Origin of the sequence: Aureimonas psammosilenae, from assembly GCF_009176975.1 — a bacterium.
Taxonomy (GTDB): Bacteria; Pseudomonadota; Alphaproteobacteria; order Rhizobiales; family Rhizobiaceae; genus Plantimonas; species Plantimonas psammosilenae.
Map to the genome: position 1 here is coordinate 18,388 of NZ_WEZG01000005.1, position 18,755 is coordinate 37,142.

Sequence of the window (18,755 nt, forward strand, 5' to 3'; positions counted from 1 at the left end):
GAAACGATGAAGTTCCTCGATCAGGCCAAGGTCTATATCCGCTCCGGCGACGGCGGGGCCGGTTCGGTCTCGTTCCGGCGCGAGAAGTTCATCGAGTTCGGCGGCCCGGATGGCGGCGACGGCGGGCGCGGCGGCGATGTCTTCGTGGAGGCCGTGTCGGGTCTCAACACCCTGATCGACTACCGCTACCAGCAGCATTACCGCGCCAAGACCGGTATGCACGGCATGGGCCGTAACCGCACGGGCGCCAAGGGCTCCGACATCGTCCTGAAGGTCCCGGCGGGAACGCAGGTCTTCGCCGAGGATAACGAGACCATGCTTTGCGATCTCACCGAGATCGGCCAGCGCGAGCGCATCGCCGCCGGCGGCAATGGCGGCTTCGGCAACGCTTATTTCCGCTCTTCCGTGAACCAGGCGCCGCGCCGCGCCAATCCGGGCTTGGAGGGCGAGGAACTGACGATATGGCTGCGCTTGAAGCTCATCGCCGATGCGGGCGTCGTCGGGCTGCCGAATGCCGGCAAGTCGACGTTCCTGGCCAGCGTCACGGCGGCGCGGCCGAAGATCGCCGATTATCCCTTCACGACGCTCCACCCCAATCTGGGCGTGGCGACGATCGACACCCAGGAATTCGTGCTCGCCGACATTCCGGGCCTCATCGAAGGGGCGCATGAGGGCGTCGGGATCGGTGACCGTTTCCTCGGCCATGTGGAGCGGACGCGCGTTCTCCTCCACCTCGTATCCGCCACCGAGGACGACGTGGCCGAGGCCTACCACACCGTGCGCAACGAGCTGGAAGCCTATGGCGAGGGTTTGATCGACAAGCCCGAGATCGTCGCTCTCTCGAAGACCGACACGCTCGACCCGGAAACGCGCGAGGAGAAGCTTGCGGCTCTCATGGAAGCCGTTGGCCGTCCCGTTCGGGTCCTGTCGGCCGTCAGCCGCGAGGGCATGACGGATGTGCTGCGCGACCTGCGGAGCGCCATCGACGCCGAGCGCGAGGCGGAGACCGAAGATCAGCCGACCGGGCCCGATCCGCGCTGGCAGCGCGGCGAGGCCGCGACGGGGGAGGGCGGTCGATGACGATCGGGGCCGCTGAGGCCCTGGCGGGCGCCAAGCGCATCGTCGTCAAGATCGGCTCGGCGCTTCTGGTGGATCGCGCGACCGGTCTGAAGCGCGAATGGCTGGAAAGCCTGGTTTCCGACGTGGCGAACCTTGCGGAGGACGGGCGCGAAGTGCTGATCGTGTCTTCCGGTGCCATCGCGCTCGGGCGCAGCGTTTTGAAACTGCCGGGCGGTCTCCTGAAGCTCGAAGAAAGCCAGGCGGCGGCGGCGGTCGGCCAGATCGCACTCGCCAAGGCCTATGCCGACTGCCTCGGGCCGCACGGGCTGGAAGCCGGGCAGATTCTCCTGACGCTCGGCGACACGGAAGAGCGCCGGCGCTATCTCAACGCCCGCGCCACGATCGGCACGCTTCTTCAGTTCGGCTCGGTGCCGGTCATCAACGAGAACGACACGGTGGCGACCGCCGAGATCCGCTATGGCGACAACGACCGGCTCGCCGCGCGCGTCGCCGCGATGATGTCGGCGGACATGCTGGTGCTTTTGTCGGATGTCGACGGGCTTTACACGGCGCCGCCGGCGCGCGACCCGGATGCGCGGCATATCCCCTTCGTGGAGCGCGTGACGCCGGAAATTGAAGCGATGGCCGGTGCTGCGGCGTCCGAATATTCGCGCGGCGGAATGCGCACCAAGATCGACGCGGCCAAGATCGCGACCCATGCCGGCACCGCGATGATCATCGCGCAAGGTGGGCGTTTGTCGCCGTTGGGCGCCGTGCGGAACGGCGCGCCCGCGACCCTGTTTCAACCGACCGCCAGCCCCGTCATGGCGCGTAAGCGCTGGATCGCCGGCCATCTCAACGCTGCCGGACGGCTGGTGGTGGATGCCGGCGCGGTGCGGGCGCTTCGCTCAGGCAAAAGCCTCCTTCCTGCGGGCGTCAGGAAGATCGAGGGCGAGTTCGCGCGCGGCGACACCATCCTCGTTCTCGACGCGCAAGGCCTGGAAGTCGCGCGCGGGCTCGTGTCCTACGATGCCGGAGACGCGCGAAAGATCATGGGCCTTCGCTCCTCGGCCATCGAGGCGGCGCTCGGCTATGGCCCCCGCGCGGCCATGATCCACCGCGACGACCTCGTCGTCGCCCATCATTTCGCTCAAAGCGACGAGGCGGCCTGACCGATGCTGACCAAGGTCGATGATGTCGAAACCCTGATGCTGGATATGGGTGCGCGCGCCAAGGCGGCCGCGCGCATCCTCGCCACCGCGTCTTCTAACAGCAAGAATGCCGCGCTTCTCGCCATGGCCGATGCCGTCGAGGCCGATCTGGCAGTGATCCTCGATGCCAATACTGAGGATCTGGAGCGCGCCCGCACCAACGGTCTCGGCCCCGCCATCCTGGACCGTCTGACGCTGACGGAAGGGCGGGTCGAGGCGATCGCGGGCGCCCTGCGCGAAGTCGCCGAGCTCCCCGATCCGGTCGGTTCGGTGGTGACGGAATGGGAGCGGCCGAACGGCCTTCGCATTCGCCGCGTGCGAACCCCGCTCGGCGTCGTCGGCGTGATCTACGAAAGCCGGCCGAACGTCACGGCCGATGCCGGCGCGCTTTGTTTGAAGGCCGGAAATGCGGTGATCCTGCGCGGAGGTTCCGATTCTTCAGCGTCTTCGGGCGCGATCCATGCGAGCCTGACCAAAGGCCTCGCCAAAGCCGGCCTGCCCGTGGATGCCATCCAGCTCGTGCCGGTCAGCGACCGCGCGGCGGTGGGCCATATGCTGACGGGGCTTGCCGGCGCGGTGGATGTCATCGTGCCGCGCGGCGGCCGCTCCTTGGTGGAGCGCGTGCAAAGCGAAGCGCGCGTGCCGGTCTTCGCTCATCTGGAAGGCCTCTGCCATCTTTATATCGACGGACGCGCCGATCTCGGCATGGCGGTCGCGCTGGCGGTGAATTCCAAGATGCGGCGCACCGGCGTCTGCGGGGCGACGGAAACGATCCTCGTCGACCGGGCGGTGGCGCACACCCATCTCGTGCCGGTTCTGGCCGCGCTCGCCGAAAAGGGATGCGAGATCCGCGGCGACGAGGCGGTGCGCGATCTTTATCCGCAAGGCTTGCCGGCCCACCCTAAGGACTGGGAAACCGAATATCTCGACGCAATCGTCTCGGTCGCCGTGGTGGACGGCGTGGAAGGGGCGATCCGCCATATCGAGCGCTATTCCTCGCATCATACCGAGGCGATCGTGACCGACGACGAAGCGGCGGCGACGCGCTTCCTGACGGGGCTCGATTCGGCGATCCTCCTCCACAACGCCTCCACGCAGTTCGCCGACGGCGGCGAATTCGGCTTCGGCGGCGAGATCGGCATCGCGACCGGCAAGATGCACGCGCGCGGTCCGGTGGGCGTCGAACAGTTGACGAGCTTCAACTACCGCGTTCTCGGCACCGGCCAGACGCGGCCGTGAACGCGGCATCCAACGGCGCGCACGATCGTCACGCATGAGTCTGGCGCCGCGATACCTGCGCATTCCGAACGCGCCGGCGGGCGCGACGGTCGGCCTTTTCGGCGGTTCGTTCGATCCGCCGCACGAAGGGCATCGCCTTGTCGCGCAAAGCGCCATGCGGCGATTGCGCCTCGACCGCCTGTGGTGGCTGGTATCGCCGGGAAACCCGTTGAAGCGCCACGACGGCCTGCGCCCCTTGGCCGAGCGCGTCGCCCTGTCGCGTGCCCTGATGCCGGGACGGCGCGCCGAGGTGACGGGCTTCGAGGCCGCTTATCGCCTGCGCTACACGGCCGATCTCGTGCGGCTCCTGCGCCGGGAGCGGCCGCTCCTCCATTTCGTATGGATAATGGGGGCCGACAGTCTGGCCGGCTTCCATCGCTGGCAGGATTGGCGCGAGATCGCCGGTTCCGTGCCGATCGCGGTGATCGACCGACCGGGCTCGACGCTGTCCAGCCTCGCGTCGCCGATGGGCTTGCAATTCAAGAGCGCCCGGATCGCGGAAGCCGACGCCGTTCTTCTTCCGCGCCTGCGCCCGCCCGCCTGGGTGTTCCTGCACGGCCCGAGATCGTGGGCGTCCTCCACGGCCTTGCGGGCCAAACTTGAGGGAAAGTAACGATTTCCCCTTCTTTCTCCTTGACCTGTGACGATGCGGTTCTTGAAACCGTCACCGTCAAGGCCCTATCTTGAAATCTCGTGGGAGAGGGCAGCCCGCCTTCTTCCGTTTTTCTTGCGGGAAAAGGAAACACCCTGCTGACAACCGCGATCAAGGCTGTGGACGCCACGCTTTCCAGCTCTTCCGAGACCATTGCCGGCGAGGCCGGCGGGTCCGCCATCGCCGCCGTTCTTCGGAGCCTCGAAGATTCCAAGGGCGAAGACATTCTGGCCATCGACCTCACCGGCAAATCGCCGATCGCCGACCACATGGTGATCGTTTCGGGGCGCTCGAACCGTCACGTCACCGCCGTCGCCGACCATCTCCTGCGCGACCTGAAGGATGCCGGCTACGGCAATTGCCGGGTCGAGGGTCTGCAGGCCGGCGACTGGGTGCTGATCGACGCCGGCGACATCATCATCCACGTCTTCCGCCCGGAAGTGCGGACCTTCTACAACCTCGAAAAGATGTGGTCGGTGGGCGAGGCGGAAGCCACCCGTCACTAATCCCGTCCGACGGGTTGAGGGAAGGAATACCTCGATGCGGGTGACGGTCGCCGCCGTCGGGCGGATGAAGGCCGGCCCCGAACGGGAACTCGCGCAGCGCTATCTCGACCGCCTCGCCAAGACCGGCGGCGCGGTCGGGCTGGACTATGCGGGGCTGATCGAAGAAGCGGAGTCGCGCGCCGGCACCGCGCCCGAGCGCAAGCGCGACGAGGCCGCGCGCTTGACCGCAGCCCTGCCGGACAAGACCGCGATCGTGCTTCTCGACGAAACCGGCAAGACCTTTTCGTCGCCCGATTTCGCCGCGCGCCTCGGCACTTTGCGCGACGAGGGAACGCGCGATCTGGCGGTCCTGATCGGCGGGCCGGACGGTCTCGATCCCGAACTGAAGCGGCAAGCGCGGCTCGTCGTCGCCTTTGGGGCGATGACCTGGCCGCACCAGATCGTCCGCATCCTTCTGGCGGAACAACTCTACCGCGCCGTCACCATCCTGTCCGGCCACCCCTATCACCGGGTCTGAGCCACGCCGGAACGCTTGTTGCGCCTCCGCCACAAGGGCGGGAACATTTTCCGCATCCGTTTTTCCGCCATCGGCGCGCCATCAACAGCCTCGAACAAGCTTCGGGCGTTGCGTTGGCGAATGGTTGAGCGCTTGTTAACGCGGGTGGGATTAGGGTGCGGCCCGAAGCGCTTCGGCGCCGGTTTCTGCGACAAGGGTGCGGGCAACTTGCGAAGCGGCAGGTCAGCTAAACTTAAAAGTTCCGCGCGCGTTTGTCTGGTTCGCGCCGGCTGGATCGCGCTCGGCCTCCTGTCCGCCATGCCGTCCGTCGCCGCCGCCCCGGACCTCGATGCCGTGCCGGTAGGGCCACCTCGCAGCATCGCAATCGAAGCCGAGCGCAACCGCACGGCCGACCAGCTTGCTTCCATCTCCGCTTCCATCTCGCTGACGCGCGAAGGCATCGCCAAGCTGGACGCCGAGATCGCCGGAATCGCAGCCGACCGCGACCGTATCCGGCAGGCGATGATCGACGCCGCCGCCGCGCAGAAAGCCCTCGCCCTCGACGTGTCGCAGACGGAAGGGCGCATCGAAGGTTTGGCCGGCGAGGAAGGCGAGTTGAAAGCGTCGCTCCGCTCTCGTCGCGGGCTTTTGGCGGAGGTTCTGGGCGCACTGGAGCGTATCGGCCGCAAGCCCCCCCCGGCGCTTCTGGTGAAGCCCGACGACGCGCTCGGCTCGGTGCGCAGCGCCATTCTCCTCGGCGCCGTCGTGCCGGGCATCCGCCAGGAAACCGAAAAGCTTGTCGCGGATCTGGAACAGCTTGCCCAGGTCAAGCGCGATATCGCTTCGGAAAAGGCGCGCTATGTCGCGAGCTTGACGCAGAAGCGCGAGGAAGAAGAGCGCCTCGCCCGGCTCTTCACCGAAAAAGAAAGGCTGGAGCAGGGCAGCCGCGACCGGCGCGAGTCCGAGCGCCGCCGCGCCGCCGATCTCGCGTCCAAGGCGACGAGCCTTCAGGACCTCGTCGCCGCGCTGGAAGCGGACGCGACAGTTGCGCGCGCCGCTGAAGAAGCCGCGATCGCCGCCGCCCGCCGCCAGGCAGAGCCCGCCGCCAAGGAACAAGCCCAGCCGATGCCCCCGGACGAGCGCGGGGACGCGGGTGAGCGCGAGGTCGCCGCGCTGCCGCCGGAAGGCCAAACACCGTCCCAAAGCTATGATATTGCGTCACTTCGCCGTGACATGGGGCGGATCGAGCCCGTCGCCGCATTTTCGACATTGAAGAAACGTCTCACCCCTCCTGTGGCGGGTGGAGTCCTGACGCGGTTCGGAGAAAGCGACGGCATCGGTCGCCCGAGCGCGGGCATGTTCTTTCTCGCCAAGGCCGGCGACATCGTGACGGCGCCCGCGGACGGTCAGGTTTTGTATTCGGGTCCCTTCCGCTCCTACGGCGAGCTATTGATCCTTGACGCCGGCGATGGCTATCATGTCGTGTTGGCGGGCATGAGCCGGTCCGACGTGGAAGTTGGGCAGGGCGTTCTCGCCGGTGAACCCGTGGCGGTGATGGGAGCCCGACGGGTGGCGAGCGCGTCGGGGCTTGAGTTCGAAGCGAGCGAACCCTCGCTTTACGTAGAATTTCGCAAGGACGGGAAACCGGTCGATCCGTCTCCGTGGTGGACGTCTCGGCTATCTGGAAGGACCAGGAATGATACGTAAGCTCTCGCTTCTCTTCGCGGGCGCGCTGATGGGTGCCACGGCGATGACGGTCATCGTCGGCCAGCAGGCGGGGGTCGCCAACGCGGCGGGCTCCGACACCTATCGCCAGCTCGCGATCTTCGGCGACGTGTTCGAGCGCGTGCGCTCGCAATATGTTTCCGCGCCCGACGACCAGAAGATGGTGGAAAACGCCATCAACGGCATGCTCACCTCCCTCGACCCGCATTCGAGCTACATGAACGCCAAGGAAGCGGCGGACATGCGCACCGAAACGCGCGGCCAGTTCGGGGGCCTCGGCATCGAGGTCACGATGCAGGACGAGCTCGTCAAGGTCGTGTCGCCCTTCGAGGGCACTCCGGCCGACAAGGCGGGCGTTCTGGCCGGCGATCTCATCGCCGAGATCAACGGCGATCAGGTGCGCGGCCTCACCCTTTCGCAGGCGGTCGAGAAGATGAAGGGCGACATCGGTTCGTCCGTCACGCTCACCATCGTGCGCGAAGGGGCGACGAAGCCCATCCGCCTTTCCATCAAGCGCGACGAGATCAAGGTGCCCTCCGTCCGCCACGAGGTGAAGGACGATGTCGGCTACATCAAGCTCCTGAAGTTCAACGAGCAGACCACCGTCGGCATGGAAGAAGCCATCGCCGATATCGAGAAGAAGGTTCCAGCCGACAAGCTGAAGGGCTTCGTGCTCGATCTGCGCCGCAATCCGGGCGGACTTCTCGACGAAGCGGTGTCCGTGTCGGACGCCTTCCTGGAAAACGGCGAGATCGTTTCGACGCGCGGCCGCAACCCGGAAGAAACCCGCCGCTACAACGCGCGCTCGGGCGACGACATCCACGGCAAGCCGCTGGTGGTGATCGTCAACGGCGGCTCGGCCTCGGCTTCCGAGATCGTGGCCGGCGCGTTGCAGGATCAGCGCCGCGCGACGGTTGTCGGCTCGCGTTCCTTCGGCAAGGGCTCGGTGCAGACCATCATCCCGCTCGGCGGCAACGGTGCGCTGCGCCTGACCACGGCGCTCTACTACACGCCGTCCGGCCGCTCCATCCAGGGACGCGGTATCGACCCGGATATCGCCGTCGAGCAGCCGCTGCCCGACGACATCAAGAAGCAGATGGGCCTCGACGCCGGAGACGAGGTGACGCGCGGCGAGTCTTCGCTCCGTGGCCATATCACCGGCAAGGAAGAAAACTCGGAAGGGTCCGGTTCGCTCGATTACGTGCCGCCGGACGCCAAGGACGACATCCAGCTCAACTACGCGCTGGATCTCCTGCGCGGTGTGAAGACCGACGCGGCCTTCCCGCCCAAGCCCGACCAGCGCGCGGCCAAGTAAGGCGCGTCGCTTTCGATGACGTTTCGCCCGGCCGGGTTTTCCCGGCCGGGCTTTTCTTTGCACGATCAACCGTTTCCGCCCCACGAGCCTCGTTCCAGCCAGACTGGTTAATCAGTCATCCATGGGCGATCTCTACCGGCCCCTGGGGCTCGACAAGCAGCACGGCAAAGAACGGCGGTTCGTGGTTCCGACCGGCCGCCTCCTCCGCCTGTCCGTTGTTTTCGCAGTGCTGGTGGGTTCCTTTGCGGTCAGTCTCCACCGGCCACCGTTGCGCGACGTCGATGTCTTCGCCGAGGCGGCCCTGCGCGAAGCGGACGAAGCGCGGGCGGCGGAGATGGCCGCCGCGAAGCCCGATCCGGTCGCATCCGCCCCGTTGATGCCGCTTGGCCGGTCGAGCCTCGGCATCGAGACGCCAGTGGCATCGGACGATGCCCCGACCGTCAGCTATCCGCCCGGCGCGTCCGGCACCTTCGGCAAGCTCGTCTCGGTGCGCGATCCCGCCGTTCTGCGCCAGCCGCTTTCGGAAGCTTCCTCCCCGGATGAGGCCCTTCTGGAACCCGGCGACGAAGGCCCGCTTCCCGTTCGCGCCGCCGACGGCAGGCGACCCTTCGATGTTTACCAGACCGAGCCTTCCGCCGACCGCGGCACGCGCGTCGCCATCGTGGTGGGCGGTCTCGGCATCAGCCAGACCGGCACGATGAACGCCATCGACAAGCTGCCCGCCGGCGTGACACTCGCCTTCGCGCCGGCCGGCAACAGCCTCGACCGCTGGATGCGGCAGGCACGCTCGAGCGGCCACGAACTGCTTCTCCAGGTGCCGATGGAGCCGATCGGCTATCCCGACGTTTCGCCGGGCGAGCACACGCTGACCCTGGCCGACGCGGAGGCTGGACGATGGCGCGATCTCCAATACTCGCTCGGCCGTTTGACGAACTATGTCGGGATCACGAACTACATGGGCGCGCGGCTGACGGGGGATGCCGGCGCGATGCGCTCGCTCGCCTCGGAACTCGCCAAGCGCGGCCTTCTTTATCTCGACGACGGCACATCGGCGCGCAGTCTGGCGCGGGACGCGCTGGGGCAAGCGGGCGGCCTTTATGCCGGCGCCGATATCGTCATCGATCAGCGCCAGGATGCGGAATCCATCGCCAAGCAACTCGACGCGCTGGAGCGGATCGCGCGCGCCAAGGGAAGGGCGATCGGCGTGGCGTCCGCCTTCGACAATTCCGTTTCGGCCATCGCCGCCTGGATCGGGGAAGCGGAAGCGCGGGGAATCGCCGTGGTGCCCGTTTCCGCCCTCGCCGACGACCCGGAAGCACAATAATCCGGTAGACGGGAACCAAAACCTGCACTGAGCATATTGTCTCCCGCGACACGGGGCGTCCCGCGCCGTTCCCCGTTTCGGAGACGTTGCCCATGAGCAGCCTTGCCTTGGCCCAGCCGCAGGAGAAAGCTCCTGCGCGGTCTCGTTCCGTGCGCGCTCTCGGCGCGGTGAATTTCTTTCTCGCCGACGTTCGCGATGGTCTCGGGCCGTTTCTCGGCATCTTCCTGATCGGCAAGGGCTGGGACACGACCTCCATCGGTCTGGTGATGACGGTCGGCGGCATCGCCGGAATGCTCGCCACGACGCCGCTCGGCGCGCTGGCCGACGCTTCCAAGGCCAAGCGCTTCATGATCGGCTTCTGCGCCGCGCTGACCATCCTCGCTTCCCTCGCCATCCTGTTCCTGCCGAGCTTCGCCTTTGTCGCTGCTTCGCAGATCGCGACCGGCATCGCGGGCGCGGCCATCGGCCCGGCCGTCGCCGGCATGACGCTCGGTCTCGTCGGCCAATCGGGCTTGGCGCCTCAGCTCGGGCGCAACGAGGCCTGGAACCACGGGGGCAACGTCTTCGCCGCCGTCGGCGCCGGCTTCTTCGGCTACGAGTTCGGCCTTCCCGCCGTCTTCGTGCTGATGACCCTGATGGCGGTCGGATCGATCGTCGCGGTTCTCATGATCCGACCGGGCGATATCGACCATGACGTGGCGCGCGGCCTGGAGCCCAAGCAAGAGGGGGAACGCGAACCGCCCTCGGGCCTCCGCGTTCTTTGGCGCTCTACGCCGCTTCTCGTTCTCGCCGCCACCTTGATGCTGTTCCACTTCGGCAACGGCGCGATGCTGCCGCTTCTGGGCCAACAGGCGGCCTCGCAGGCGCAAAGCTCGTCCGATACGACTGCGGAAACGCATCACGAGGCAGCGCCCCAATCGGGCGAAGCCGTTTCGCAAACCGGGCCGGCGCCGTCTTCGGCCAAGGCCGGGCGCCCGGCAACGCAGCCCTCTCTTGTCCAAACGCTTCTCGCCGATCCGGTGTCCTATACGGCGGCGACCGTCGTGATCGCGCAGCTCACCATGATTCCGGTGGCGCTTCTGGCCGCGGGCTTTGCCGGGCGGCGCGGATATTACCTCCTTCTGATCGCGGCCCTTGCGGCCTTGCCCGTTCGCGGATTGATCGCCGGGCTATGGGCGAGCCCCTACGCGCTCGTGCCCGTCCAGATGTTGGACGGAGTCGGCGCGGGGCTCCTCGGCGTCGCCGTGCCCGGTCTCGTCGCGCGGATCCTGAAAGGCACCGGGCACATCAATGCTGGCCTTGGCGCGGTGATGACGGTGCAGGGCGTCGGCGCTTCGTTGAGCCCCGCCATTGCCGGCGCTATCGTATCGAGCTTCGGCTTCTCCACCGCTTATCTCGCCCTTGGCGGCTTCGCGGTCTGCGGATTGGTGGTTTGGCTCGCCTTTGCGCCGAAAGTCGTTGCGGCCTGCCGAGGGGAATGACACGGAGCGGATCGACGTCTCGCACCGAGCGCCAGCCTGTCTTTTCCCACCGAGTTGAGTTTCATGTCGGTTCTCGATCCGAACGTCGCCATCTGGGTGATCTCGGCCCTTGCCATCGCCGGTGTCATCTTCCGCCCGCTTAATGGGCCGGAATGGGTCTTCGCCGTGGCCGGGGCGGCGCTCCTCGCCTTGTTCGGCCTTCTCCCGTTCGGTGAGGTCGGGGCCGGCATCGCGTCCGGCACCGACGTTTATCTCTTTCTGATCGGCATGATGCTTCTGGCCGAGGTCGCCCGGCTGGAAGGCCTGTTCGATTATCTGGCGGCCTTCGCAGCGCGCCGGGCGAAGGGCTCGCCCAAGCGCCTCTTCACCCTCGTTTATGCCATCGGCACGCTTGTCACGGTGTTCCTGTCGAACGATGCGACCGCCGTCGTTCTGACGCCGGCCGTCGCCGCCATGGCGCGGGCGGCGAAAGCGCCGTCGCCGATGCCCTATCTTCTGGTCTGCGCCTTCGTCGCCAACGCCGCCTCCTTCGTGCTGCCGATCTCCAACCCGGCCAATCTCGTGGTCTTCGGCGCCGACATGCCGCCGCTCGCGGAATGGCTGGCGCGGTTCGCCCTGCCTTCGATGGTTGCGATCCTCGTCACCTTCTGGCTCCTGCGCTGGACGCAAGCGAAGGACCTGGCGGGGGAAACGAGCCGCGACGTCGCCATTCCGCATCTGTCTCTCGGAGGGCGCATCGCGGCGGTCGGGATCGTCGTGACAGCAATCGTTCTCCTCAGCTCTTCCGCCCTCGGCGCGGATCTCGGCACGCCAACGGCTATCGCCGGCGGGCTGACGGCCCTTGCCGTCGTGATCGGCGAGCGTTCCAGTCCCTGGCCGATGGTGAAAGGCGTGTCCTGGTCGACGCTCCTTCTCGTGGCCGGCCTTTTCGTCATCGTCAGGGCTTTGGAAATCAGCGGACTGGAGGAGATGCTGGTGACCGCCTTCCAGGGTCCCCTGAACGGTTCCCCCGCCTTTGGCGCGGCTGTGGCCGGCACCGCTCTCGCCTTCGGCACGAACCTGACCAACAACCTGCCGCTCGGGCTGATGGCCGGGGCCTTCACCACGGCCGCCCATCTGCCCGATCAGGTGGTCGACGCGATTCTCATCGGCGTCGATCTCGGACCGAACCTTTCCGTCACCGGATCGCTCGCCACGATCCTGTGGCTGACGGCGCTGCGCCGCGAGAACCTGTCCTTCAGCGCATGGCGGTTTCTGAAGCTCGGCCTTCTCATGATGCCGGCGGCGCTTCTGCCGGCGCTCGGCGTCGTGATCCTGCAAGGCATGTGGCGGTAGGGCGGTTGCCTTCGCAGGCCCACGCCCGATAACCCGACGCACGGACACATTTTCGGGAAACGCCCATGGTCGCGCCCATCGACTTCGAAACGCTCCCCTACCGCCCCTGCGTCGGCATCATGGTGCTGAACGCCGAAGGCAAGGTTTGGGTCGGCAAGCGGCTCGTGGAGCCGAAGGGCGAGATGGAGGGCGCGACAGCGCTCTGGCAGATGCCGCAAGGCGGTATCGACGAGGGCGAGGACCCGCTTCCCGCGGCGATGCGCGAACTTTTTGAGGAAACCGGCATCCGCTCCGTTTCGCTGCTCGGCGAAAGCGAGGACTGGGTCACCTACGACCTGCCGCCGCAACTCGTCGGCATCGCGCTGAAAGGGCGCTTTCGCGGCCAACGCCAGAAGTGGTTCGCCTTCCGCTTCGAAGGGGAAGAAAGCGAGATCCAGATCGACCCGCCGCCCGGCGGTCATTCGGCCGAATTCGAGGAATGGGCGTGGAAGCCGATGGACGAGGTTTTGGACCTCATCGTGCCCTTCAAGCGCGCCGTCTACGAAGTGGTGATCGGCGGGTTCAAGCGTTACGAGCTGGTCTAGGTCTTACCGCTCGGGAGTCGGTTAAGGAGCGCGTCTCGCTTCGGCTCTGCCTTTCTTAGCTATCAGGTGCAGGAATGAACTGCCCGGCCTTCCGCTCGCCTCCTCGTTTCGAATGCCGCAGAGGCTACAGCAGTCCGGCGTCGCCCCAACAACGAGCGACGTCCACCCTCTGTTGCCTCGCTGAGAAGCCAACTCACCCCTTCCAACGAAAAAAGGCGGACCGAAGCCCGCCTTCCGATTCGAAACTTGCTGTGCCTTTAAAGGCCGAGTGCCGATCGGGCATCGCGGAGGCTAGCGACCTGTCCGACCGCCCGAAGCTTGGCTTCCGGCGTCTTCGCGTCGCGTTCGACCTCTTCCGCCTTGCGGATGAACTCGTCGAGCTTGGCGGCGTCGAGTTCCTCGGCCGGCGTCGCGTGCTCGGCGAGAAGCGTGAAGCCTTCCGGCGAGATGTCGGCGAAACCGCCCTGCACGAAGAACCGGCGTTCAGTGCCGCCGGCCAGCGTCGCGGTGACGACGCCGGGCTTCAGCGTCGTCATCAAGGGCGCGTGGCGCGCCATGACGGTCATGTAGCCCTCCGTCGCGGGCGCGACGACCGCCGTCACCTGCTCGGAAACGAGAAGGCGCTCAGGCGAGACGAGCTCGAAGGAGAAGCTATCGGCCATGGTTTAGGCGGCCTGCGCGAGCTTCTTGGCCTTCTCGATCGCCTGATCGATGGAGCCGACCATGTAGAAGGCGGCTTCCGGCAGATGATCGTATTCGCCCTCGACCAGACCCTTGAAGGAGCGGATCGTGTCTTCCAGCGGAACGAGCTGCCCCGGCGAGCCGGTGAAGACCTCGGCCACGAAGAAGGGCTGGGACAGGAAGCGCTCGACCTTGCGGGCGCGGGCCACCGTCAGCTTGTCCTCTTCGGAAAGCTCGTCCATGCCGAGAATGGCGATGATGTCCTGCAGCGACTTGTAGCGCTGAAGGGTCTGCTGGACCTTGCGGGCGACCTCGTAGTGCTCTTCGCCGAGAATCATCGGCGACAGCATGCGTGAGGTGGAATCCAGCGGGTCCACCGCCGGGTAGATGCCCTTTTCCGAGATCGCGCGGTTGAGCACGGTGGTCGCGTCCAAGTGGGCGAAGGAGGTCGCCGGCGCCGGGTCGGTCAGATCGTCGGCGGGCACGTAGATGGCCTGCACGGAAGTGATCGAGCCCTTGGTCGTCGTCGTGATGCGCTCCTGCATCGAGCCCATGTCGGTGGCGAGCGTCGGCTGGTAGCCTACGGCCGAGGGGATGCGGCCGAGAAGCGCCGACACTTCCGAGCCCGCCTGCGTGAAGCGGAAGATGTTGTCGACGAAGAACAGAACGTCCTGGCCCTGGTCGCGGAAATGCTCGGCGATGGTGAGGCCGGTCAGCGCGACGCGGGCACGGGCGCCCGGCGGCTCGTTCATCTGGCCGTAGACGAGAGCGGCCTTGGAGCCTTCGGTGGAGCCGTTGTTCTCGTGCGGGTCCTTGTTCACGCCGGACTCGATCATCTCGTGGTAGAGATCGTTGCCCTCGCGGGTGCGCTCGCCGACGCCGGCGAACACCGAGTAACCACCGTGCGCCTTCGCGACGTTGTTGATGAGTTCCTGGATCAGAACCGTCTTGCCGACGCCTGCGCCGCCGAAGAGGCCGATCTTGCCGCCGCGCGCATAGGGCGCGAGGAGGTCGATGACCTTGATGCCGGTGACGAGGATCTGGGATTCCGGCGACTGCTCGATATAGGGCGGCGCCAACTGGTGGATGGAGCGCTTGGACTCGAACTTGATCGGGCCGACTTCGTCGATCGGCTCGCCGATGACGTTCATGATGCGGCCGAGCGTGCCGTCACCGACCGGAACCTCGATCGGCGCGCCGGTGTCGAACACTTCCTGGCCACGCACGAGGCCTTCGGAAAGGTCCATGGCGATGGTGCGGACGGTGTTCTCGCCCAGATGCTGCGCGACTTCGAGAACGAGGCGGTTGCCGCCGTTGTTGGTTTCCAGCGCGTTCAGGATCGGCGGCAGGTGCTCGTCGAATTCGACGTCCACCACGGCGCCGATGACCTGGGCGACGCGGCCCCTCAGCTTGGGCGTGTCGTGGCCTTGCGACGGGTTGTAGGTGTCGGACATGAGAAGGCTTCCTTGCCTGACGTCAGAGCGCTTCCGCGCCCGCGATGATTTCGATGAGTTCGGTCGTGATCTGGGCTTGGCGCTGCCGGTTGTAGGAGATCGACAAGCGGTTGATCATGTCGCCGGCATTGCGCGTCGCCGAATCCATGGCGCTCATGCGGGCGCCCTGTTCGGAAGCGGCGTTTTCCAGAAGCGCGCGAAGCACTTGGACCTTGATGTTGCGTGGCGCGAGATCGGCGAGGATCTCGGCCGGGTCCGGCTCGTACTCGTAGACGAGATTGCCGCCGGTGCGGGCTTCGGGCGCGGTTGTCGTGCCTTCCTCGGCGACCGCCGGGATGATGCGACGCGCGGTCGGAACCTGCGTAATGACGTTGCGGAATTCGGAGAAGAAGATGGTGGCGACGTCGAACTCGCCGGCCGCGAAACGGTCGATCACCTTCTCGCCGATCTCCTCGGCATTGGCGAAGCCGACCTGCTTCACGTCGCGAAGCTCCATCCGGTCGACGATCTTGTCGCCGTGATCGCGGCGCAGGATATCGACGCCCTTGCGGCCGACGGCCATGATCTTGACCGTCTTGCCGGCCGCCTCCAGACGGCGGATGTGCTCGCGCACGAGCCGCACGATCTGGGCGTTGAAGCCGCCCGCGAGACCGCGGTCGGACGTGAACACGACGAGGAGGTGCCTGTCCTCCTTGCCCGATCCCGTCATCAGGGCGGGGGCGTCGTCGCCCCCGGTGGCTCCCGCGATGTTGGCGATGACGGAGGCCAGGCGGTCCGAATAGGGCCGCGCGGCCTCGGCCGCCTCCTGCGCGCGACGGAGCTTGGCCGCCGCGACCATCTGCATGGCCTTGGTGATCTTCTGCGTCGCCTTGACGGAGGCGATGCGGTTGCGCAGGTCCTTCAGTGAAGGCATCGGCGGCTTGTCTCCGGTGTCTTCGGAAAAGGGTTAGGCGAAGGTCTTGGCGAAGGAATCCAAGGCCGACTTGAGCTTGGCGCGGGTGTCGTCGGACAGCGCCTTCTCGCGGGCGATGGTGTCGAGGATTTCCTTGTGCTCGGTGCGCAGCGAAGACAGAAGGCCCTGCTCGAACGCGCCGACCTGGTTCACGGCCAGCTTGTCGAGATAGCCTTGCGTCCCAGCGAAGATCACCGCCACCTGCTCCTCGGTCTTCAGCGGCGAGAATTGCGGCTGCTTGAGGAGTTCGGTGAGGCGCGCGCCGCGGTTGAGAAGGCGCTGCGTCGAGGCGTCGAGATCGGAGCCGAACTGCGCGAAGGCAGCCATCTCGCGATACTGCGCGAGCTCGCCCTTGATCGAGCCGGCGACCTGCTTCATGGCCTTGACCTGCGCGGCCGAGCCGACGCGGGACACGGACAGACCGACGTTCACCGCCGGGCGGATGCCCTGGTAGAAGAGGTTGGTCTCGAGGAAGATCTGGCCGTCGGTGATCGAGATCACGTTGGTCGGGATATAGGCGGACACGTCGTTCGCCTGCGTCTCGATGACGGGGAGGGCGGTGAGCGAGCCCGCACCCAGCTCGTCGTTGAGCTTGGCGGCGCGCTCCAGAAGGCGCGAATGGAGATAGAACACGTCGCCCGGATAGGCTTCGCGGCCCGGCGGACGGCGCAGAAGCAGCGACATCTGGCGGTAGGAAACGGCCTGCTTGGACAGGTCGTCATAGGCGATCACGGCGTGCATGCCGTTGTCGCGGAAATATTCGCCCATGGCGCAGCCGGTGAAGGGCGCGATGTACTGCATCGGCGCGGGGTCCGAGGCGGTGGCGGCGATCACGATGGAATAGGCCATCGCGCCGCGCTCTTCGAGCGTGCGGACGAACTGCGCGACGGTGGAGCGCTTCTGGCCGACGGCGACGTAGATGCAGAAGAGCTGGTCGCTCGTGCGCCCTTCGTCATGGGCCGGCTTCTGGTTCAGGAAGGTGTCGAGCAGGATCGCGGTCTTGCCGGTCTGACGGTCGCCGATCACGAGCTCGCGCTGGCCACGGCCGATCGGGATCAGCGCGTCGATGGCCTTGAGGCCCGTCGACATCGGTTCATGCACGGACTTGCGCGGGATGATGCCCGGCGCCTTGACGTCGACGCGGCGGCGCTCTGCGCCCTCGATCGGGCCCTTGCCGTCGATCGGGTTGCCGAGACCGTCGACCACGCGGCCGAGAAGGCCCTTGCCGACCGGCACTTCCACGATGGCGCCGGTGCGGCGCACGGTGTCGCCTTCCTTGATGTCGCGGTCCGGGCCGAACACCACGACGCCGACATTGTCGCGCTCGAGGTTGAGGGCCATGCCCTGCACGCCGCCCGGGAACTCGACCATTTCGCCGGCCTGGACGCTGTCGAGCCCGTAGACGCGCGCGATGCCGTCGCCGACGGACAGAACCGTGCCGACTTCGGAGACTTCGGCTTGCGTGCCGAAGTTCTTGATCTGGTTCTTCAGGATTGCGGAGATTTCCGCGGCGCGGATTTCCATCAGCGGGCCTCTTTCAGCGCGAACTTGAGGGAGTTGAGTTTGGTGCGAATCGACGTGTCGATCTGGCGCGAGCCGATCTGGACGACGAGGCCGCCCAGGATCGCGGGATCGACGTTTTCACGCACCGTGACGGTCTTCTTGGCATAGGCGCCGAGCGTTTCGACGAGCTGACGGCGCTGCTCGTCGTTCAGCGGATGGGCGCTGGTGACTTCCGCTTCGACCTCGCCGCGATGGGCGGCGGCGAGATGCCGGAAGCCGCGAATCATGCCGGGCAGGGCGAAAAGGCGGCGATTGGCGGCCACGACCTTCAGGAAGTTGCCGGTCAAGGCGCTCGGATGCGACGCGTCCACGATGGCGGAAATGGCGCGCACCTGTTCATCGGCGGAAAACAGCGGGCTTTCCACGAAACGCCGGAAATCGGCGTCCTCGTCGATGGCCCGCGCAAATTGATTCAGTTCGGATTCGACGGTGTCGATCTGGCCCTCGTCGCGGGCGAGCTCGAACAGGGAAAGGGCGTAGCGTTCTGCGACTCCGGACACCGGAGAGGATGATCTGGCCACTACGAGCGCTTCTCTTCCTGCTGCATTCGAGCATGAGGCAGGAGGTCGGCTGCCAAGTGCTTGAATAGGTTTTCTGATCCTCCCAGCGGAATGCGGTCCGCCGGCTGGCCCTCTCGCAGGGCAGGGACCCTCTAGCATAGGGTTTCCGGCTCGACAACGCCGTAAGCCGGCTCCTTGCCCCCCTTTCGCCGCTTTCACGGAGACGCGATGGATGTCAGTTCGGAATCATTCCAAAGGCGGCAAGAAGCGGCGCCGCCGCGAGCGCCAGTTGCAGAAACAGAATCAGTACGTTGAAGACTGTGCCGCCCTTGTCGGAAAGAATCGACACGAGGCGCCCGAAGGCAGCGATGGCCCAGGAGCCCCCGAGCATCAACTGGACCGTGGGCTGGTCGAAAAGCAGCAGGCCCATCAAGCCGTTGCCGATATAGAAGCCACCCATCGTGGAGCGCGCCTCGGCCACCGCCTCCGGGCGAAGCGGCGTCGCCTGCAGCTTCAGGACACGAAGAAAAAGACGCGGCGCGAAGAGGCCGAAAAGCCCGATCAGGATCGTGATCGCCGCCGCCAGGAAAGGCAGGAGGTCGGCATTCGTTTCCGGCAGGGCGATTTCGAACATGGCTA

18 protein-coding genes are annotated in these 18,755 nt (G+C 66.4%); 12 read left to right on the plus strand and 6 right to left on the minus strand.

Features of this window, described 5'->3' with window-relative positions; genetic code table 11:
* Window positions 1-6: 6 nt before the first annotated feature.
* The 12 genes from obgE (at window position 7) to F9929_RS10735 (ending at window position 12,966) form a co-directional block, all read left to right on the plus strand.
* The gene (gene obgE, locus F9929_RS10680) at window positions 7-1,080 is read left to right on the plus strand and encodes a GTPase ObgE (protein ID WP_152046567.1); all 1,074 of its coding nucleotides are present in this window, start codon (window positions 7-9) and stop codon (window positions 1,078-1,080) included.
* Entirely contained in the window at window positions 1,077-2,231 is a 1,155-nt protein-coding gene (proB, locus tag F9929_RS10685) for a glutamate 5-kinase (RefSeq protein WP_152046568.1), read from the plus strand. Before obgE ends, proB begins: the two co-directional genes overlap by 4 nt.
* A 3-nt stretch (window positions 2,232-2,234) precedes the next feature.
* Window positions 2,235-3,509, plus strand: a complete 1,275-nt coding sequence (locus F9929_RS10690; RefSeq protein ID WP_152046569.1) for a glutamate-5-semialdehyde dehydrogenase — start codon at window positions 2,235-2,237, stop codon at window positions 3,507-3,509.
* 34 nt (window positions 3,510-3,543) lie between these two features.
* Window positions 3,544-4,161, plus strand: a complete 618-nt coding sequence (locus F9929_RS10695) for a nicotinate-nucleotide adenylyltransferase (RefSeq protein WP_152046570.1) — start codon at window positions 3,544-3,546, stop codon at window positions 4,159-4,161.
* 80 nt (window positions 4,162-4,241) lie between these two features.
* Window positions 4,242-4,706, plus strand: coding sequence for a ribosome silencing factor (rsfS, locus tag F9929_RS10700; RefSeq protein ID WP_407922221.1), 465 nt, complete (start codon window positions 4,242-4,244; stop codon window positions 4,704-4,706).
* Between the two features lie 34 nt (window positions 4,707-4,740).
* Window positions 4,741-5,223 (plus strand): 23S rRNA (pseudouridine(1915)-N(3))-methyltransferase RlmH, encoded by a 483-nt coding sequence (gene rlmH, locus F9929_RS10705; RefSeq protein ID WP_152046571.1) that lies wholly within the window; start codon window positions 4,741-4,743, stop codon window positions 5,221-5,223.
* Between the two features lie 207 nt (window positions 5,224-5,430).
* Window positions 5,431-6,909 (plus strand): murein hydrolase activator EnvC family protein, encoded by a 1,479-nt coding sequence (locus tag F9929_RS10710; RefSeq protein WP_193227704.1) that lies wholly within the window; start codon window positions 5,431-5,433, stop codon window positions 6,907-6,909.
* Entirely contained in the window at window positions 6,899-8,242 is a 1,344-nt protein-coding gene (locus tag F9929_RS10715) for a S41 family peptidase (RefSeq protein ID WP_152046573.1), read from the plus strand. The genes F9929_RS10710 and F9929_RS10715 overlap by 11 nt, the downstream gene beginning before the upstream one ends.
* Window positions 8,243-8,363: 121 nt before the next feature.
* Entirely contained in the window at window positions 8,364-9,566 is a 1,203-nt protein-coding gene (locus F9929_RS10720; RefSeq protein ID WP_152046574.1) for a divergent polysaccharide deacetylase family protein, read from the plus strand.
* A gap of 92 nt (window positions 9,567-9,658) precedes the next feature.
* Window positions 9,659-11,047 carry an MFS transporter gene (locus F9929_RS10725; protein WP_152046575.1) on the plus strand — a complete coding sequence of 463 codons (1,389 nt, stop codon included), beginning with the start codon at window positions 9,659-9,661 and terminating at the stop codon, window positions 11,045-11,047.
* A gap of 63 nt (window positions 11,048-11,110) precedes the next feature.
* A complete protein-coding gene (locus F9929_RS10730) occupies window positions 11,111-12,382 on the plus strand; it encodes an arsenic transporter (RefSeq protein ID WP_152046576.1) in 1,272 nt (423 codons plus the stop codon).
* Window positions 12,383-12,447: 65 nt separating this feature from the next.
* Entirely contained in the window at window positions 12,448-12,966 is a 519-nt protein-coding gene (locus tag F9929_RS10735; RefSeq protein WP_152046577.1) for an RNA pyrophosphohydrolase, read from the plus strand.
* 257 nt (window positions 12,967-13,223) lie between these two features.
* Here F9929_RS10735 and F9929_RS10740 read toward each other — a convergent pair whose 3' ends face one another.
* The 6 genes from F9929_RS10740 to F9929_RS10765 all read right to left on the minus strand — a co-directional run bounded on the left by F9929_RS10740 (window position 13,224) and on the right by F9929_RS10765 (window position 18,750).
* The gene (locus F9929_RS10740; protein WP_152046578.1) at window positions 13,224-13,628 is read right to left on the minus strand and encodes a F0F1 ATP synthase subunit epsilon; all 405 of its coding nucleotides are present in this window, start codon (window positions 13,626-13,628) and stop codon (window positions 13,224-13,226) included.
* Between the two features lie 3 nt (window positions 13,629-13,631).
* Entirely contained in the window at window positions 13,632-15,101 is a 1,470-nt protein-coding gene (gene atpD, locus F9929_RS10745) for a F0F1 ATP synthase subunit beta (RefSeq protein WP_152046579.1), read from the minus strand.
* 22 nt (window positions 15,102-15,123) lie between these two features.
* Window positions 15,124-16,014 (minus strand): F0F1 ATP synthase subunit gamma, encoded by an 891-nt coding sequence (locus tag F9929_RS10750; RefSeq protein WP_152046580.1) that lies wholly within the window; start codon window positions 16,012-16,014, stop codon window positions 15,124-15,126.
* A gap of 33 nt (window positions 16,015-16,047) precedes the next feature.
* Complete coding sequence (atpA, locus tag F9929_RS10755; protein WP_152046581.1) at window positions 16,048-17,577, minus strand: F0F1 ATP synthase subunit alpha; 1,530 nt, start codon at window positions 17,575-17,577, stop codon at window positions 16,048-16,050.
* Window positions 17,577-18,137, minus strand: a complete 561-nt coding sequence (locus tag F9929_RS10760) for a F0F1 ATP synthase subunit delta (RefSeq protein ID WP_152046582.1) — start codon at window positions 18,135-18,137, stop codon at window positions 17,577-17,579. The genes atpA and F9929_RS10760 overlap by 1 nt, the downstream gene beginning before the upstream one ends.
* Window positions 18,138-18,351: 214 nt before the next feature.
* Window positions 18,352-18,750 (minus strand): AGROH133_08824 family phage infection protein, encoded by a 399-nt coding sequence (locus F9929_RS10765; RefSeq protein WP_152046583.1) that lies wholly within the window; start codon window positions 18,748-18,750, stop codon window positions 18,352-18,354.
* Window positions 18,751-18,755: the final 5 nt, after the last annotated feature.

What these genes read in the sequence shown, in the direction of transcription:
- F9929_RS10765 (WP_152046583.1), bottom strand. Translation starts at nt 18,750, where the DNA reads ATGTTCGAAATCGCCCTGCCGGAAACGAATGCCGACCTCCTGCCTTTC.
- rlmH (WP_152046571.1), top strand. Translation starts at nt 4,741, where the DNA reads ATGCGGGTGACGGTCGCCGCCGTCGGGCGGATGAAGGCCGGCCCCGAA.
- F9929_RS10740 (WP_152046578.1), bottom strand. Translation starts at nt 13,628, where the DNA reads ATGGCCGATAGCTTCTCCTTCGAGCTCGTCTCGCCTGAGCGCCTTCTC.
- atpD (WP_152046579.1), bottom strand. Translation starts at nt 15,101, where the DNA reads ATGTCCGACACCTACAACCCGTCGCAAGGCCACGACACGCCCAAGCTG.
- F9929_RS10690 (WP_152046569.1), top strand. Translation starts at nt 2,235, where the DNA reads ATGCTGACCAAGGTCGATGATGTCGAAACCCTGATGCTGGATATGGGT.
- F9929_RS10730 (WP_152046576.1), top strand. Translation starts at nt 11,111, where the DNA reads ATGTCGGTTCTCGATCCGAACGTCGCCATCTGGGTGATCTCGGCCCTT.
- F9929_RS10725 (WP_152046575.1), top strand. Translation starts at nt 9,659, where the DNA reads ATGAGCAGCCTTGCCTTGGCCCAGCCGCAGGAGAAAGCTCCTGCGCGG.
- F9929_RS10715 (WP_152046573.1), top strand. Translation starts at nt 6,899, where the DNA reads ATGATACGTAAGCTCTCGCTTCTCTTCGCGGGCGCGCTGATGGGTGCC.
- F9929_RS10735 (WP_152046577.1), top strand. Translation starts at nt 12,448, where the DNA reads ATGGTCGCGCCCATCGACTTCGAAACGCTCCCCTACCGCCCCTGCGTC.
- F9929_RS10720 (WP_152046574.1), top strand. Translation starts at nt 8,364, where the DNA reads ATGGGCGATCTCTACCGGCCCCTGGGGCTCGACAAGCAGCACGGCAAA.
- atpA (WP_152046581.1), bottom strand. Translation starts at nt 17,577, where the DNA reads ATGGAAATCCGCGCCGCGGAAATCTCCGCAATCCTGAAGAACCAGATC.
- F9929_RS10695 (WP_152046570.1), top strand. Translation starts at nt 3,544, where the DNA reads ATGAGTCTGGCGCCGCGATACCTGCGCATTCCGAACGCGCCGGCGGGC.
- F9929_RS10750 (WP_152046580.1), bottom strand. Translation starts at nt 16,014, where the DNA reads ATGCCTTCACTGAAGGACCTGCGCAACCGCATCGCCTCCGTCAAGGCG.
- obgE (WP_152046567.1), top strand. Translation starts at nt 7, where the DNA reads ATGAAGTTCCTCGATCAGGCCAAGGTCTATATCCGCTCCGGCGACGGC.
- proB (WP_152046568.1), top strand. Translation starts at nt 1,077, where the DNA reads ATGACGATCGGGGCCGCTGAGGCCCTGGCGGGCGCCAAGCGCATCGTC.